The organism is Enterobacter chengduensis, assembly GCF_001984825.2.
Lineage (GTDB): Bacteria > Pseudomonadota > Gammaproteobacteria > Enterobacterales > Enterobacteriaceae > Enterobacter > Enterobacter chengduensis.
This window is the reverse complement of the sequence record NZ_CP043318.1, coordinates 1,801,110-1,815,411: the sequence shown is the minus strand read 5'-3', so window position 1 is coordinate 1,815,411 and position 14,302 is coordinate 1,801,110. Positions and strand designations below refer to the sequence as shown.

Here is a 14,302-nt window from a genome sequence, read left to right as displayed (position 1 = left end):
TGCCCATCACGTTGGGGCTTTCTTTCATTATAGGTAGACGGCTAAGCTGTTGCCTTACCTTATGTAAAGAAGTTTAAAGATAACGCAGCCCTAAGCACAAGTTAAGTTTAAAAAAAAAGCGGCGCCAGGGCGCCGCTTCGAGTCAGAAGACGCTTCAGGAAGCGTCCGCCGTGGTTTCCGGCAATGACTCAGGCGGCTGCGGCGCAAAGCCACGCAGCCCGACAACGTGCACGTGTTCGCTGTTCTGGAACACTTTACGCACCAGCTTGTAGGTCGTGCCCTTCTCGGGGCTGATGTTTTCCGGCGCAGCGATAATGAGCTGCATATCCAGTCGTTCGCACAGCTCGAACAGCGTGGCAATGGAGCGGGCGTCAAGACGCGCCGCTTCATCCAGGAACAGCAGTCGGCATGGGGAGATGTCTTTTCCGCGCAGGCGTCGCGCTTCATCTTCCCAGCTCTGTACCACCATCACCAGAATGGACATCCCGGTACCAATCGCTTCACCGGTAGAGAGCGCTCCGGATTCCGCGCGCAGCCAGCCGTCAGAGCCACGGTTTACCTCAACTTCCATTTCCAGGTAGTTACGGTAGTCCAGCAGCTCTTCTCCGATGGTTTGCGGCGTGCGCTGTCCCATATCAATCTGCGGGTTCAGGCGCTGGTACAGCTTCGCCAGCGCTTCGGAGAAGGTCAGACGGTTGCTGTTGAACAGATCCTGGTGCTGCTCGTGCTGCTCGGAGAGCACGTCGAGCAGCGTCGCGTGGGCTTCACGCACGTTGACGTTAAGGCGCACGCTGTTCACCTGGCCAAACGACACGCTCTGCAGCCCCTGGTTCAGCTGGCGGATACGGTTTTGCTCGCGCTGAATGGTTTTGCGAATGATGTTCGCCACGCTGCGGGAGCTGATCGCCAGCTTCTGCTCGCGGGAGGTCAGCTCTTCCGTCAGACGCCCCAGCTCGATTTCCATCTGTTCGATGGCTTCAACCGGATCGTCGGTACGGATAATGTCCTGACGAATACGCTCGCGCAGGTGCTGGTAAACCGCCACGAAGAACTGGATTTTACGTTCAGGACGTTTCGGATCTTCGGACATGCGCAGGACATCGCGAAGGTGTTCGTTATCCGCCACCGCCAGACGCAGGGAACCCAACGCCTTATCCGACATGGAGCGCAGCTCATCGGCGGAGAGATACGCCAGCTCGCGACGGTGCAGGCGACGCTCAACGTTGTTGTCTTTCACCATGCGCATCACCGCGCACCAGCCCGCCTTCGCCGTCACAACCTGCTCGCGCATCTCAAAGTAGTCGCGCTCCAGCTTGCGCAGGCGACGGGTCAGGTTATCCATTTCCGCTTCGCAGAAGGTCAGCGCTTTTTCGAGCTGATTGCGACGCGCGCGGTTATTGCTGAGCTGTGAATGCAGCTCGTCACGACGGATACGCGCGCGCTCTTCCGCCCCGCTATCGGCGCGAACGCCAATGTCCTGAAGCTCTTTCTGCAGGTCGTTTAACAGCTCTTTCTTGGTGTCGAAGGAGCTTTTCAGCGAGGCCAGCACCTGGTTGTACTGGTTCAGCTGAGCGGAGTGGCTGCGCATTGCTTCGCGGGCGCGGGTACGTTCCGCCTCCGCCTGCTCAAGGCGCTGACGCAGCTTTTCGTTCAGGTCGCTGTTACCGCTCAGCATTTCAGCCGAATCGGAGTAGCCAAAGTGGGCGCGACGCTGCACCACCTCCGTCAGGGCAAACGCCTGCTGACGCGCTTCGCGTTGCACCTGCTGCGACCAGGCATAATCTTCTTTTAACTGCTCGAACTGTTCCGGATCGCTCTGCAGGACAGAGACGACGGGCTCCAGCTTCGCCAGCTGATTGCCGTGCTGCTGGACGAAGCGTGCGGCTTCCTGCGCTTCATCCAGACGCTCCTGGATCTCATCCACGCGATCGGCCAGCGTGTCATCCGCCAGCAGATTCAGGCGCGGCAGGATGCGGTTAAGGGCAGCGACGCCCTCTTTCGCCTGTTCAAACTGAACGCGACTCTGCTGGTTATCACTTTCATGGCTGGCAATGGCCCGCTCCAGCTCGCCACGGCGGGTGTTGAGCTTGCGGATTTCGGCCTCCGGATCTGCTTCAAACGCTACGGCGAGATGGCTGCCGATAAAGCGGCTGAACGCCTGGTGCAGGCGCTGTGTTTTCTGCACGTCAAACGACAGGGTCGCAAAACGTTCAGATAGCGTTTCACGCTCGGCGTGCAGGCTTTCGATGCGGCTTTCGCGCGCGGCGCGGCCAAACAGCGGCAGTTCCGGGAAGCGGGAGTAACGCCACTGGCGGTCGGCGATCTTCACCACCACCGCTTTTTCCAGCTCGTCGACGCTGAATACGCTGTCATCGAACGACTGCGGATCCCCTTCGATCAGGTAGAGATCTTCCGGGCAATCTTCCAGACCAGCTAGCTGCTCTGAAATCAGCGACAGATCCGGGACCACAATCGCGTTACGGGATGGACCGTACAGCGCGGAGAAGTACGGGGCATCGTCGAGGCCAACATCGTCATAAATCTCGGACAGCAGCACGCCGCCGAAACGCTCGGCCAGCGCATTCAGGCGCGGATCTTCTGACCCGCCCGGCTGGCTTAAGCGCTCAATTTCGTCGTCGACGTCGCGCTTGCGGGCGCCCACCTCGTCACGCTCAACGATGGCTTCGCGCTCGCGCTCCAGCAGCTGCTGAAGGTATTCGGTCACTTCCTGACTGGATTCGAACTGCTCGCCGCACTGTTCACCAAGCTGGTTCAGGCTGCTCTGCGCTGCCAGCCAGACCGGCGCACGCTCCAGGAGCCTCTTTGAACGAGCCTGAATCTGCTCCAGCTCCTGACGCAGCGTCATGCGCTGTTCGCTGGCGTTTGATACGGTATCGGACAGGGCCGCAATACGCGCTTCCAGCTCCTGATGCAGGGCCTCGAGCTCGTCGAAATCGTAATGTTTTCCCTGGCGCTTGCAGAATTCCGCCAGCAGACGCTCGGCTTCCTGCTGCTCGCGCAGGCGCTGCTCCAGCTCGTTCAGACGCATGCGCAGCGGCTGAACCTGTTCGGCCAGATGGCGCTGGTTAACGCCGTCGCGCAGCAGTTCACGGGCAACGTCCCAGGCTTCGTTACGCGCCAGCGGGCCGTTAATCGCTACCACCAGCTGATACGCCTGCTCAAACTGGCTGTGCGCCGTTTGCGCAACGCTCATTTTCTGTTCGAGGGAAAGCAGTTTCTCGGTCGCTTCCTGCTCTTTGGCCTGGAAGGTGTCCAGCCACTCGTCGGCGCTTTCCGGCGTCAGGTCAGGCAGATGGCACAGCTCTTTCGCGCGCTGTAACGCCTGCAGCGCCTGGTTATACTGAATCGCTCGCGTCTGCTGCACGTCCAGCGCCTGCTGGTAATCGGCAAGCTGGCTTTTCAGCTCATCCACTTCCAGCTCGGCCGCTTCGGCGCGGGCTTCGTTCTCTTCCTGCATCTCGGCGGCTTCGGCCACCACTTCATTCTGCTCTTCGAGACGAATTTGCAGCTCGTCGAGGTCCGCTTCATAGCGCTCGATTTTTTCCTGCTGACGCAGCGCGGTCTGCACCAGGTTCAGGTGATCGCTGGCTGCCTGGTAGTCGGCTTCCAGATCGCCCTCGGCACCGTTGTGCTCGCCCAGCTCGCGCGCCATTTCGACGTGCTTGTACTGCTCTGCCACCAGCTGTTTGCGGGAGGTAAACAGCTCGCGACGGTATTCTAATGCCTGATCGAGATGCACGCGGCGCTCGTTGGCGTGGCGCATGTAGTCTGCGGCCACGTAGTTGGTGGCTTCGCTGATCAGGTGTTTAAACAGGTCTCGGTCCGACTGGGTCACGCGGATCGCTTCCAGCGTCATGCGGTTTTCACGCAGCGCCGCTTCCATATCCTGGAAGGCCTTACGCACGCCGCTGTTTTCCGGCAGCAGGTAGTCGCGCAGGGAGCGGGTAATGGCGCTGGAGATCCCGCCGTACAGGGACGCTTCGATCAGGCGGTAGTATTTGCTACGGTCTGATGCACTGCGCAGACGACGCGCCACCACGCCCAGATCGAACATCAGCGAGTGATAGTCGGTAATCGAGTTAAACTGCTTGAACTGCACGCCTTCGATCGCTTCAAGCTTATCTTTCAGCTCCTGCAGCGTCAGCACGCGCGCCTGACGTTCGTTCAGGGTTTCCGTCAGCAGCGCCGTCGGCTGCACGGACGTTGGCAGCCCCTGAATGGCAAACGGTTTGATATCCACTTTACGGTCGCGACCGGCAACCTGCTGCAGGCGTACGCCTACTACCACGCGCTGATGACGGGAGTTAATGACGTCCAGAACCGAATAACAGACGCCCGCTTTCAGCTTACCGTGCAGGCCCTTATCGCGAGAGCCGCTTGTCGCGCCCGCTTCGGTGGTGTTACGGAAGTGAAGCAGCGTCAGGTCGGGGATCAGCGCCGTGACAAACGCCGCCATGGTGGTGGATTTACCCGCACCGTTACCGCCGGAGAGGGTTGTCACCAGCTCGTCCAGATCGAACGTTCGGGCGAAGAAGCCGTTCCAGTTAATCAGCGTCAGTGAGCGAAATTTACCGCGTTCAATCATTACTCTTCCTCCCCGCTATCCGGCAGATTCTCTTCATGCTCATCATTGAGCTGCAAATGGTTTTCCACCGGCATCGCTTCACCGTCGCGGATCATGCGAAGCTGCGCTTCACGCGCGTCATCGCCCGCACGCACGTCGGCGCCGAAGCGGAAGACAGATTCCGTGATGCGGAATTTGCTGCTGTCGTGGCCCATAAACCAGACCATCCCCAGGCGACGCAGGCGGTTCAGGGAAGAGCGCACCTTTTCCTGTAATTTCTGACGGTCAAGATCCGAGCCCGTGGAGCGGTTGTTCACCAGCTTGAGCAGCTTGCTCTCATCCGCCAGCGTCAGCAGCTCGTCGTAAAGTTCCTGCTGGGTGAAGATGCCTTCATTCGCCAGACGTTCCGGGCTGAGGTAGAGGTAGCAAAGAATTTTGCCGACCATCATATCCAGCTCGGAGAGCACGGAACGCGGGATCAGCGTCGTGGAACGCGGGCGCAGGTAGAAAAAGCCTTCCGGCGCGCGGATCAGCTCCACGTTGTAGCGGGCGTAAAACTCTTCCAGGTACTCCTGGAAGTCCATCAAAAAGGCGTGATTATCCAGCTCGTCTAAGCCAATGTGACGACCGGCACGCAGCTGGCTGTCCAGCGCCGGAAATAACGGATTCGCCAGCGCCTGTGCCAGCTTAACCGGCATCACTTGTTCAATATTTGTCAATGACATGCGCCTGTACCTTGGCTCCGTAATCGTTAATTGGCTGCCACTTCGGCGGCAGTCCGGTGAAATCTGCTTGCGCGACGCCCAGGCGTACCGCCTGGTCTACCACGATGCGGGCAACGTCGAAGTGGCGCGCGCGCGGATATTGCGCCAGATAGTCGCGCACCACGAGCCCAAGATCCAGCGGTGCTTGTCTGGTTTTGTAGACCGCGAGCTGTTCTTCGATCATCGCCGCAAGCTGCTCGCGAATTTCGTTAAATTCTTCATATTCCAGATCCGGCGGCAGTTCACCGGTCACCTCTTCATCGCGCAGCGCCATCTCTTCGTCGCGCATATCCAGCAGACGATCGGCGTTGGCGTAGGTCAGCGCCCATGGCGCATCGAAATAGGTTTGAACCGACTGGCGCAGGCGCTGGGCAAACACGCGGTTTTTATCCATATCGATCGCGGTACGGATAAATTTATGCACGTGTCGGTCGTAGCCGATCCACAGGTCGATCGACTGCTGGCCCCAGCTGATGATGCGGTCGAGCTTGCTCTGCAGATCGAACACCAGGCGGTCGATAAAATGCAGATCGTCATGCGCCAGCGTCGCGTCCTGGATGCGCAGCAGGTTGGCCTGCAGCTTGTCTCCTGCGGCTTCCAGCGTATCCTGGAGCTCACGCAGCGTGCCGGAGGTTTCTGACAGCAGAAGTTCACAGCTGGAGATGGCCGCTCGCCAGTCTTTGTTCAGCAGCTGGGCGATATCGTCTTTCACCTGCTGCTGCTGTTCGTCCATCAGGCGCTGGGTGAGATCGATGCTGTCGAAGATTTCCGCCACCGAGTATTTCAGCGGGGCATAGACGTTACGGTGCCAGTGGAATTCGTCACCGTTTTCATCCGCCGCGTCGGCGGCGCGCTTAAGCTCACCCGCCACGATCGACAGCTGCATGGAAAGGCGCAGCGTGGAAAATTCACGCTGGCGAATATAGTAATCGGTGATGCCGATGCCCAGCGGCGTCAGGCGATAGATGGCGTTTCCTTCCGCCTGCTCGCTGGTAAAGCGGTTCAGCAGACGTTGACGCACCATATCGTTGATCGCGTTGTTGGCACGCACGCTAATGGTTTCGCTGGTTTGCTCAAACGCATCACTGACGTGGCGGAACGCATCCACCAGTTCACCCTCGCTCATTTCACCATCCAGCCGTTCGCCGTTCAGCGTGGCAACCGCCAGCAGGAAAGAGAGTCTGTCGACCGGCAGCGAGATGGAGAAATCGTTTTTCCTGGCCCAGGCAACCAGTTCGGGGACTGTCTGGGAAAATTCACTCATAGGTTATCCTTGCATCTGCGGCTTGTGCGCGGTGACGTGAATATAGCGGCCAAGGCGGATAAAAGGCTCCTGACGGCAATACCGCGTTTCTAATTCTGTTAAGGTGTCAAAACAGTCACGCTGTTTGTGTTTTTCACGCAGATAATCATGAAACACCCTGACGCCCGTTTTCCCGACAATCTGCCAGCCAATTGCTTCCAGCCAGCCGTAAACCTGCTGCGGATCGCGCGGATAGTCCGGGGAAAGCGTGCGCTTTTTCTTTTTGGGCATCCCGACCTGAACATAGTCGAAGTTTCCCGCAACCATGTTGTGCATCAGGAAACCGTTAGCATTGTAGAACATCAGCGACAGCGTGCCGCCCGGGCGAAGCATCGACCACAGGGTTTGTAACACGCTTTGCGGATCGGCAACCCACTCCAGCACCGCATGAAACAATATCAGATCAACCTGGGTTTCCAAATGCTGGGCGATGTCCTGAGCGGCGCATTGTATAAAATGCATGTTGTCGCTCACACCTTTCTCTTCTGCAGCACGCGTCGCGCGGGCAACCATTTCAGCCGAAAGATCGCAAAGCGTGACGTGATGACCGCGCTCGGCCATTTTTATCGCCGTCTGCCCTTCACCGCCACCGGCATCCAGCACGCGCAACGTCTGGCCGCCAAAGGTGGCCAGAATGGTGTCCAGATCCTGCCAGAGGATCGTCTGACGAAGCTGCCCTTTCGTAGTGCCATAAATGTTGCGCGAAAACTTTTCCGCGATGTCATCAAAATTGCGATCCCGCATTGGGAGAGTTCCACTCGCTAACTGCAAAACCGCTATTTTGTCACACCCGCGCGGAGAATGAACCTCTCTGGTGTAATATCACGGGTAATCACCTGCTATATGGTCAAAAAAGGAACCAAAAAGGATGCTTTTTACCCTTAAGAAATACATTGGAGGGATGATGCTTCCCCTTCCGCTGCTGCTCATCATCATCGCGCTGGGGCTGGTGCTGGTGTGGTTCAGCCGCTTTCAGAGAGGTGGCAAAACGCTTATCACGCTCGGCTGGCTTATGCTGCTGCTGTTGAGCCTGCAACCGGTCGCGGATGGCCTGTTACGCCCCATCGAAAATAAGTACCCGACATGGCAGGGAAATCAGAAAGTGGCATACATCGTGGTGCTGGGCGGCGGATATACCTGGGACCCTGACTGGGCCCCCAGTTCGAACCTGATCAACAACAGCCTGCCGCGGCTAAACGAAGGGATTCGCCTGTGGCTGGCGAACCCGGGATCAAAAATGATCTTCACCGGCGCGGCGGCCAAAACGAACCCGGTGAGTACGGCTGAAGCGGGCGCCAGGGTCGCGGAATCCCTCGGGGTTCCGCGTTCCTCAATCATCACGCTGGACAGCCCAAAAGATACCGAAGAAGAGGCGGCCGCAGTGAAGCAGGCGATTGGCGATGTTCCATTCTTGCTGGTCACCTCCGCCTCGCACCTGCCGCGCGCGATGATTTTCTTTGAAAAGCAGGGCCTGCACCCGCTCCCCGCACCGGCAAACCAGATGGCCATCGACGCGCCGCTTAACCCGTGGGAGCGGGCGATCCCCTCCCCGGCGTGGCTGATGCATAGCGATCGCGTCGGCTACGAGACGCTCGGACGCCTCTGGCAGTGGCTCAAAGGCTCGTCAGGCGAGCCAGGGCAGGAGTGATTTTGCTGCCAGGTCGAAGTTTGCGCGATTAAAACGTCCGGTGTTCACCAGCTGCGCGACTTCGTCCCAGAGCAGGTAAAGCCAGCGCCGCCAGAGAAACGCTTCTGCAACGGGGGCGCGTTGAAGGTAATGCCACAGCAGCCCCTCCGCCGCCCCGCTGTCGCTGAGCCTGAACAGCTCATATTCGCGCGGAGCCCAAAGCATGATGCCCGGCCCTAGCATTGCCAGAAGCTGATCGCTGCGGGAGTCTTTGAGCATGCTGCGCAGGGTGAAATTACCGTGGATCAGCACGCAGTTGTCATTAAAACCCTCGAACAGCGCCGGCAAGCACTCGCGGGTGCGAAACAGAATGCGTTTGTCCTGCATGGTCAAACCGGTATTGTTGAACTGGTTTAGCGTTCCCCACAGGACCTCAACCCGCTGGCGATACCACAGCGGCCACAGGTTTTCCTGGGTGCTGTCGACCGGACCGACAAGCCCACGGCTATCCTGACGGTGCCAGGCCAGCAGGGCCTCGACAATCTGATCTTTCAGCTGCTCCCAGCGTTCCGGCGTGCGCGCGGGCGCTTCAACGGGCACGCCGCGTAAGCGCTCAATCAGCAGCACGTCCGGACCGGGGTGTTCCTCGTGGGTCATCACGCCGTACACCGTCGGCATCCGGACGGTCCCCTCCCTCGCCAGCATCGACATTTTCCACGCTAGCTGCCTGGCAACGTCAGGTGAGGTGAAGCTTCTGGCCATCAGCGGCATCGGGTTGCCCTGACTGTCATATAACGACCAAAGCGCGGTATCGGCCTTTTCACTCACGCATTCGACCCGGCTTAATTTCTCACCCAGCAGATGGCTAAGTTCGGCACGCAACTGTTCCATATGAGATTACCCCCATTAAGACTACTGCTTTTATAATGAGCGTCCTGAAGGAAGATGTCACCCGGAAGCGATCAATTCGGGAAAAGAAAGGAGAAGGAGACAGAGAACATCCCTCCGACAGGAGGGATGCAGGCGGTATTAGCGCAGCTCGGCGCGGACGCGCTCAAGATCTTCCGGCGTATCAACACCCGTTCCAGGGACTTCGCTGGCAACGGCAACGTGAATTTTTTCGCCATACCAGAGCACGCGAAGCTGCTCCAGCATTTCGATATGCTCAAGCGGACTCGGCGCCCAGGTCACATACCGACGGATAAAACCGGCCCGATAGCCGTAGATACCAATATGACGCAGGAAGGTATCACCGATGGTCTCTTTAGAGCGCGCAAAGCGATCGCGATCCCACGGGATCGTGGCGCGGGAGAAATAGAGCGCGTAGCCTTCGGCATCCATGACCACCTTCACCGCATTCGGGTTGAATGCCTCTTCCGCGTGGTGAATGGGCACCGCGAGCGTCGCCATTCCGACCTGACGCTGAGCCAGGTTTTCTGCTACCTGACGGATAATCACCGCCGGGATCATCGGCTCGTCACCCTGCACGTTTACGATGACCGTATCATCGCTGAAGCCACATTTCTCAACCACTTCCGCCAGACGCTCGGTGCCGGACTGGTGATCGGCGCGGGTCATGCATACCTCACCGCCTGCCGCCTCAACCGCACGGGCGACGTCAGGATGATCGGTCGCGACAATCACGCGATCGGCACCGGATTCACGCGCACGCTCAAGGACGTGCACAATCATCGGCTTGCCGTTGATATCCACCAGCGGTTTACCCGGCAGGCGCGTTGAGGCATAACGCGCAGGAATAATGACAACAAAACTCATGGTTTGCTCTCTTCTGCCACCAGGGAACGCGCTTCATTTTCCAGCAGTACAGGAATGCCGTCACGCAGCGGGAAAGCGAGGCTGTCCAGCTTGCAAATCAGCTCCTGTTTGTCCTGGCTGTAGTAGAGTTTGCCGTTGCATACCGGGCAGGCAATAATTTCAAGTAAACGGTGATCCATAGTTCCTCCGTATGGGTAATCGCTAAAGCTTAACACATTCCCTTTTCAGGGCGTGCCTGTTTCCCAGCCACTTCGACAGGATGTAAACAGTCCGTCGGGCACCCGACCCAGCGTTACATCGCGAGCACCCTGCCAGCGCGCGAATTCGCTAATGGCGGTCGTGAACCCTTTTTCCAGGCCCGCCGTCACCCTGACGCCCTCTTCCAGATAGAGCGCAATGACTTCAAGCGTGCCGGTCTTGCGGTGCATTTTGGCATCCATGCGCCCGACCAGCTGCCCCTTATGCAGCAGAGGTAAAACAAAGTAGCCATACTGGCGCTTCGGTGCCGGGGTGTAACATTCCAGCCGGTAGCTAAAATCAAAGAGCTGCTCGGCGCGTTTTCTATCCCAGACGACCGGGTCGAAAGGCGACAACACCGCGCTGTGGGTCGCCTGAAGTTTACCCTCCAGAGCCAGAGGCAGTAGCGGGAGGAGATCCGCATGCAGCCACATTTCACCCAGCGTTTCTACCGTGACGGGAATGACGCGCTGTTCACGTTGCCATATCTCCAGCAGCGGTTTCAGCGCGGGCTGGCGAAGGCGATAATAATCAGCCAGCCACTGTGGGCGGAAAATCCCCAGGCTGCGGGCGCTGTTCTCCAGCATGATGGCCTCGGCCGCCTCCTGGGTAAGCAGGTCACGCGCGTCGTCCCAGTGCGGCATCACGCGATGCGTCAGGTCGTAGACGCGCTGAAAATTACGCCGCTCAATCACCATGACCTTTCCTGAGGTGAACAGCCCTTCGAGATGACGCTTATGTGGCTTCCACTCCCACCAGCCGCTGGTGCCTTTGCGCGGGTGTTCAAAATCGGCGGAGCGGACGGGACCGTTAGCCTGAATATGCGCGATAAGCTGCTCAATTTCTGCCGCATGTTCCAGCATCCACCCCTGCCGGTATTTCCAGCCCATCTTTTCCGGGGCAAGCATGCGGTGACGCACCAGGGCAAAATCGCTGCGGGGCAGGAAACAGGCTTCGTGCGCCCAGTACTCCATCAATTCCCCCTTGCTGAGCGCCTCGTCCAGCCACTGCGAAGAATAATTCCCGAGACGGCTGAACAGCACCAGGTAAGGGCTGCGCGCCACAATGTTAATGGTGTCGATTTGAAGCAGCGACATGCGCTGGACGGTGGAGAGAATATCGGCAGGCTGCGCGCGGCGGCGGGGCTTTTTGAGCAGCCCCTGCGCGGCAAGGTGAAGATTACGTGCAGCTGTTAGCGAGAGTTGCGGTAAAGACATGCGTTTTCCTGTCAGTCAAAGCGCCACCAGAACCGCGTAAGCCTTTAGCGCACCAACGCAATCAGTTCCTTGAGCAAGTGTTCCGGCTGCTCGCCGCTGAGTTCAGCGTCAACCGGCAGATACCACCAGTTATCTTTCGCAAAGGCGCGGCATTTCACCGCATCTTTTTCGGTCATGATCAGCGACTGCCCGGGTAGGGTCAGAGCGTCTACCTGCTCTTCCATCAGCGCCTGGTGGTCGGCCAGCGGAACGCATTTTTCTGGCCGGGCACCACACTGTTCCAGCGTCGCGAAAAAGCGCGGTGGATGACCAATCCCCGCCATCGCCACCCGTGAAGGCAGCTCTGCAACCGACCGGCGTTCGCCCGTCACCAGGTTGATCGCCAGACCCGGCCGCAGGTGCATCGGGATTTCACCCGCGCTTGCCTCACTGCCGTTCACAATCACCGCATCAACGGACTTAAGACGCGAAGCGCGTTCGCGCATGGGGCCAGCCGGCAGCCACCAGCCGTTACCGAAGCGGCGAACGCCGTCGATGACGACAATCTCTTTATCACGCGCCAGGGCGTAATGCTGCAGGCCATCGTCAGTGATAATGATTTGTACCGCGTGTTCGGCAAGCAGCGCCTGCACGGCATCACTGCGCACCGGGGAGACAGCAACTGGCGCACTCGTACGCTGGAAAATCAGGACCGGTTCATCACCCGCTTCGGCGGTCGTGGTTTCCGCCGTCAGCAGCAGCGGGTAATGCGCCGCTTTACCGCCATATCCGCGCGATACCACCCCGGGGCGAATACCGCGTTTTTGCAACTGCTCCACCAGCCAGATGACGACCGGCGTTTTACCGTTGCCACCCGCCGTAAGATTACCAACAACCACAACCGGTACCGGCGCGCGCCAGGCACGCTTGATCCCCAGACGGTAAAGCAGGCGGATAATGCCGCTCACCAGGCCGTAGAGCCAGGAGAGCGGCAAAAGCAGCAGCCACAGCGGGGATTCACCGGACCAGATGCGTGCAATCATTGGCCGAACTGCATCTTATGAAGCTGGGCATAAACCCCGCGGTGTTCCAGCAGATCTGCATGGCTGCCGCGCTCAACAATGATGCCATCCTCAACCACGACGATTTCATCGGCCTGCTCGATAGTCGACAGGCGGTGCGCAATTACCAGCGAGGTACGGTTCTTTTGCAGCTCATCCAGCGCAGACTGAATGGCGCGTTCAGATTCCGTATCCAGCGCCGAGGTCGCTTCGTCCAGAATCAAAATCGGGCTGTCGCGCAGCAGCGCGCGCGCTATGGCAATACGCTGACGCTGACCACCGGAGAGCAGTACCCCGTTCTCACCGATAATGGTGTCCAGACCGTTATCCATCTTGCTGATAAAGTCCATTGCATAGGCCATACGCGCCGCGTTCTCAATCTGCTCGCGGCTGTACTCATCCGTGCGCGCATAGGCAATGTTGTTTGCCACCGTATCGTTGAACAGGTGCACGTTCTGGGAGACCAGCGCCACCTGGTTACGCAGCGACTGCAGGGTATACTCCCGCAGATCGTGACCGTCTAACAGGATCTCACCTTCGTTAATATCGTAGAAACGGGTGATCAGGCTGGCAATGGTCGACTTACCTGAGCCGGAACGGCCCACCAGCGCAACGGTTTTCCCCGCCGGAATAGACAGGTTGATATTGCGCAGCGCGGGGGTTTCGCGACCAGGATAGGTAAAGGTCACGTTGCGGAACTCAACGTCGCCGTTCGCGCGCTCAATGACGCGTTTGCCTTCGTCTTTTTCCTGCTCAGAATCCAGAATGCTGAACAGGGTCTGGCAGGCGGCCATCCCGCGCTGGAACTGCGCGTTCACGTTCGTCAGGGATTTCAGCGGACGCATCAGGGCGATCATCGAGGAGAAGACCACGGTGATGGTCCCCGCCGTCAGGGTCTCCATCACGCTTGGGAAGCTTGCCGCATAGAGAACGAAGGCCAGCGCCAGGGACGCAATCAGCTGAATAATCGGGTCAGAGATGGACGAGGCCGAGACCATTTTCATCCCCTGCAGACGCATCTTGTTGCTGACTTTATCAAAGCGTTTGGTTTCGACGTCCTGGCCGCCGAAGATCAACACTTCCTTGTGCCCTTTCAGCATCTGTTCCGCGCTGGTCGTCACCTGCCCCATCGTGTTCTGCATATTCTTACTGATATTGCGGAAGCGCTTTGAGACGACACGGATGGCAATAGAAACGATCGGTGCCAGAACAATAAGGATGATCGACAGCTGCCAGCTGTAATAGAACATCATCGCAAACAGGCCGATGATTGACGCACCTTCACGCACAACGGTGATCAGCGCGCTTGAGGACGAGGAGGCAACCTGCTCGGAGTCGTAGGTAATACGGGAGAGCAGCGTCCCGGTAGACTGCTTGTCAAAGAATGAGACCGGCATGCCCATCATGTGGCTGAACAGCCGACGGCGCATGGTCATCACCACTTTCCCGGATACCCAGGAAATACAGTAGCTGGAAATATAGCTGGTGATGCCGCGTAAGATCATCAGCCCGATAACCACCAGCGGCATCCATAGCAGCACTGAGCGATCCGTTTTACCAAAACCGTCATCCAGTAACGGTTTGAGGAGCGATAACATAAAAGTATCGCTGGCTGCGTTGAGGATTAACGCTACGCCCGCCACGATCAAGCCTGCTTTAAAAGGTGCAATCATCGGCCAGAGTCGGCGGAAGGTTTGCCACGTGGAGAGATCTTTGTCGTTATGCATTCAAAAAACCAGCATTCGTTGAAATA

At 58.3% G+C, this 14,302-nt stretch carries 11 protein-coding genes; 1 reads left to right on the top strand and 10 read right to left on the bottom strand.

What is annotated here, in order from left to right:
- Window positions 1–154: 154 nt before the first annotated feature.
- From mukB to cmoM, 4 genes are read right to left on the bottom strand one after another with little or no spacing between them, the layout of a single operon-like run.
- Window positions 155–4,606: a chromosome partition protein MukB gene (mukB, locus tag FY206_RS08875; protein WP_032639285.1), complete on the bottom strand. Its 4,452-nt coding sequence runs from the start codon at window positions 4,604–4,606 to the stop codon at window positions 155–157.
- Window positions 4,606–5,310, bottom strand: coding sequence for a chromosome partition protein MukE (gene mukE / locus FY206_RS08870; RefSeq protein WP_008499954.1), 705 nt, complete (start codon window positions 5,308–5,310; stop codon window positions 4,606–4,608). Before mukE ends, mukB begins: the two co-directional genes overlap by 1 nt.
- Entirely contained in the window at window positions 5,291–6,613 is a 1,323-nt protein-coding gene (mukF, locus tag FY206_RS08865; RefSeq protein WP_032639283.1) for a chromosome partition protein MukF, read from the bottom strand. Before mukF ends, mukE begins: the two co-directional genes overlap by 20 nt.
- Window positions 6,614–6,616: 3 nt before the next feature.
- Window positions 6,617–7,396 (bottom strand): tRNA uridine 5-oxyacetic acid(34) methyltransferase CmoM, encoded by a 780-nt coding sequence (cmoM, locus tag FY206_RS08860; protein ID WP_077064059.1) that lies wholly within the window; start codon window positions 7,394–7,396, stop codon window positions 6,617–6,619.
- Window positions 7,397–7,520: 124 nt separating this feature from the next.
- On the opposite strand from cmoM, the gene elyC reads away from it, so the two are divergent.
- Complete coding sequence (gene elyC, locus FY206_RS08855; RefSeq protein ID WP_032639281.1) at window positions 7,521–8,300, top strand: envelope biogenesis factor ElyC; 780 nt, start codon at window positions 7,521–7,523, stop codon at window positions 8,298–8,300.
- On the opposite strand, the gene FY206_RS08850 is transcribed toward elyC, so the two are convergent.
- The 6 genes from FY206_RS08850 to msbA form a co-directional block, all read right to left on the bottom strand.
- The gene (locus tag FY206_RS08850; protein WP_032639279.1) at window positions 8,277–9,170 is read right to left on the bottom strand and encodes a YcbJ family phosphotransferase; all 894 of its coding nucleotides are present in this window, start codon (window positions 9,168–9,170) and stop codon (window positions 8,277–8,279) included. The two genes, elyC and FY206_RS08850, sit on opposite strands and share 24 nt — an antisense overlap.
- A gap of 138 nt (window positions 9,171–9,308) precedes the next feature.
- Window positions 9,309–10,055, bottom strand: coding sequence for a 3-deoxy-manno-octulosonate cytidylyltransferase (gene kdsB, locus FY206_RS08845; RefSeq protein ID WP_045890566.1), 747 nt, complete (start codon window positions 10,053–10,055; stop codon window positions 9,309–9,311).
- Window positions 10,052–10,234: a protein YcaR gene (ycaR, locus tag FY206_RS08840; RefSeq protein WP_006174474.1), complete on the bottom strand. Its 183-nt coding sequence runs from the start codon at window positions 10,232–10,234 to the stop codon at window positions 10,052–10,054. The genes kdsB and ycaR overlap by 4 nt, the downstream gene beginning before the upstream one ends.
- 45 nt (window positions 10,235–10,279) lie before the next feature.
- Window positions 10,280–11,509 carry a winged helix-turn-helix domain-containing protein gene (locus FY206_RS08835; protein WP_032639273.1) on the bottom strand — a complete coding sequence of 410 codons (1,230 nt, stop codon included), beginning with the start codon at window positions 11,507–11,509 and terminating at the stop codon, window positions 10,280–10,282.
- Window positions 11,510–11,553: 44 nt separating this feature from the next.
- Window positions 11,554–12,531, bottom strand: a complete 978-nt coding sequence (gene lpxK / locus FY206_RS08830) for a tetraacyldisaccharide 4'-kinase (RefSeq protein WP_032639270.1) — start codon at window positions 12,529–12,531, stop codon at window positions 11,554–11,556.
- Window positions 12,528–14,276 carry a lipid A ABC transporter ATP-binding protein/permease MsbA gene (msbA, locus tag FY206_RS08825; protein WP_032639269.1) on the bottom strand — a complete coding sequence of 583 codons (1,749 nt, stop codon included), beginning with the start codon at window positions 14,274–14,276 and terminating at the stop codon, window positions 12,528–12,530. The genes lpxK and msbA overlap by 4 nt, the downstream gene beginning before the upstream one ends.
- Window positions 14,277–14,302 lie beyond the last annotated feature (26 nt).

Excerpts from the sequence above, each read along its gene's own strand:
- mukB (WP_032639285.1), bottom strand. The coding sequence starts at position 4,606 with ATGATTGAACGCGGTAAATTTCGCTCACTGACGCTGATTAACTGGAAC.
- mukE (WP_008499954.1), bottom strand. The coding sequence starts at position 5,310 with ATGTCATTGACAAATATTGAACAAGTGATGCCGGTTAAGCTGGCACAG.
- mukF (WP_032639283.1), bottom strand. The coding sequence starts at position 6,613 with ATGAGTGAATTTTCCCAGACAGTCCCCGAACTGGTTGCCTGGGCCAGG.
- cmoM (WP_077064059.1), bottom strand. The coding sequence starts at position 7,396 with ATGCGGGATCGCAATTTTGATGACATCGCGGAAAAGTTTTCGCGCAAC.
- elyC (WP_032639281.1), top strand. The coding sequence starts at position 7,521 with ATGCTTTTTACCCTTAAGAAATACATTGGAGGGATGATGCTTCCCCTT.
- FY206_RS08850 (WP_032639279.1), bottom strand. The coding sequence starts at position 9,170 with ATGGAACAGTTGCGTGCCGAACTTAGCCATCTGCTGGGTGAGAAATTA.
- kdsB (WP_045890566.1), bottom strand. The coding sequence starts at position 10,055 with ATGAGTTTTGTTGTCATTATTCCTGCGCGTTATGCCTCAACGCGCCTG.
- ycaR (WP_006174474.1), bottom strand. The coding sequence starts at position 10,234 with ATGGATCACCGTTTACTTGAAATTATTGCCTGCCCGGTATGCAACGGC.
- FY206_RS08835 (WP_032639273.1), bottom strand. The coding sequence starts at position 11,509 with ATGTCTTTACCGCAACTCTCGCTAACAGCTGCACGTAATCTTCACCTT.
- lpxK (WP_032639270.1), bottom strand. The coding sequence starts at position 12,531 with ATGATTGCACGCATCTGGTCCGGTGAATCCCCGCTGTGGCTGCTGCTT.
- msbA (WP_032639269.1), bottom strand. The coding sequence starts at position 14,276 with ATGCATAACGACAAAGATCTCTCCACGTGGCAAACCTTCCGCCGACTC.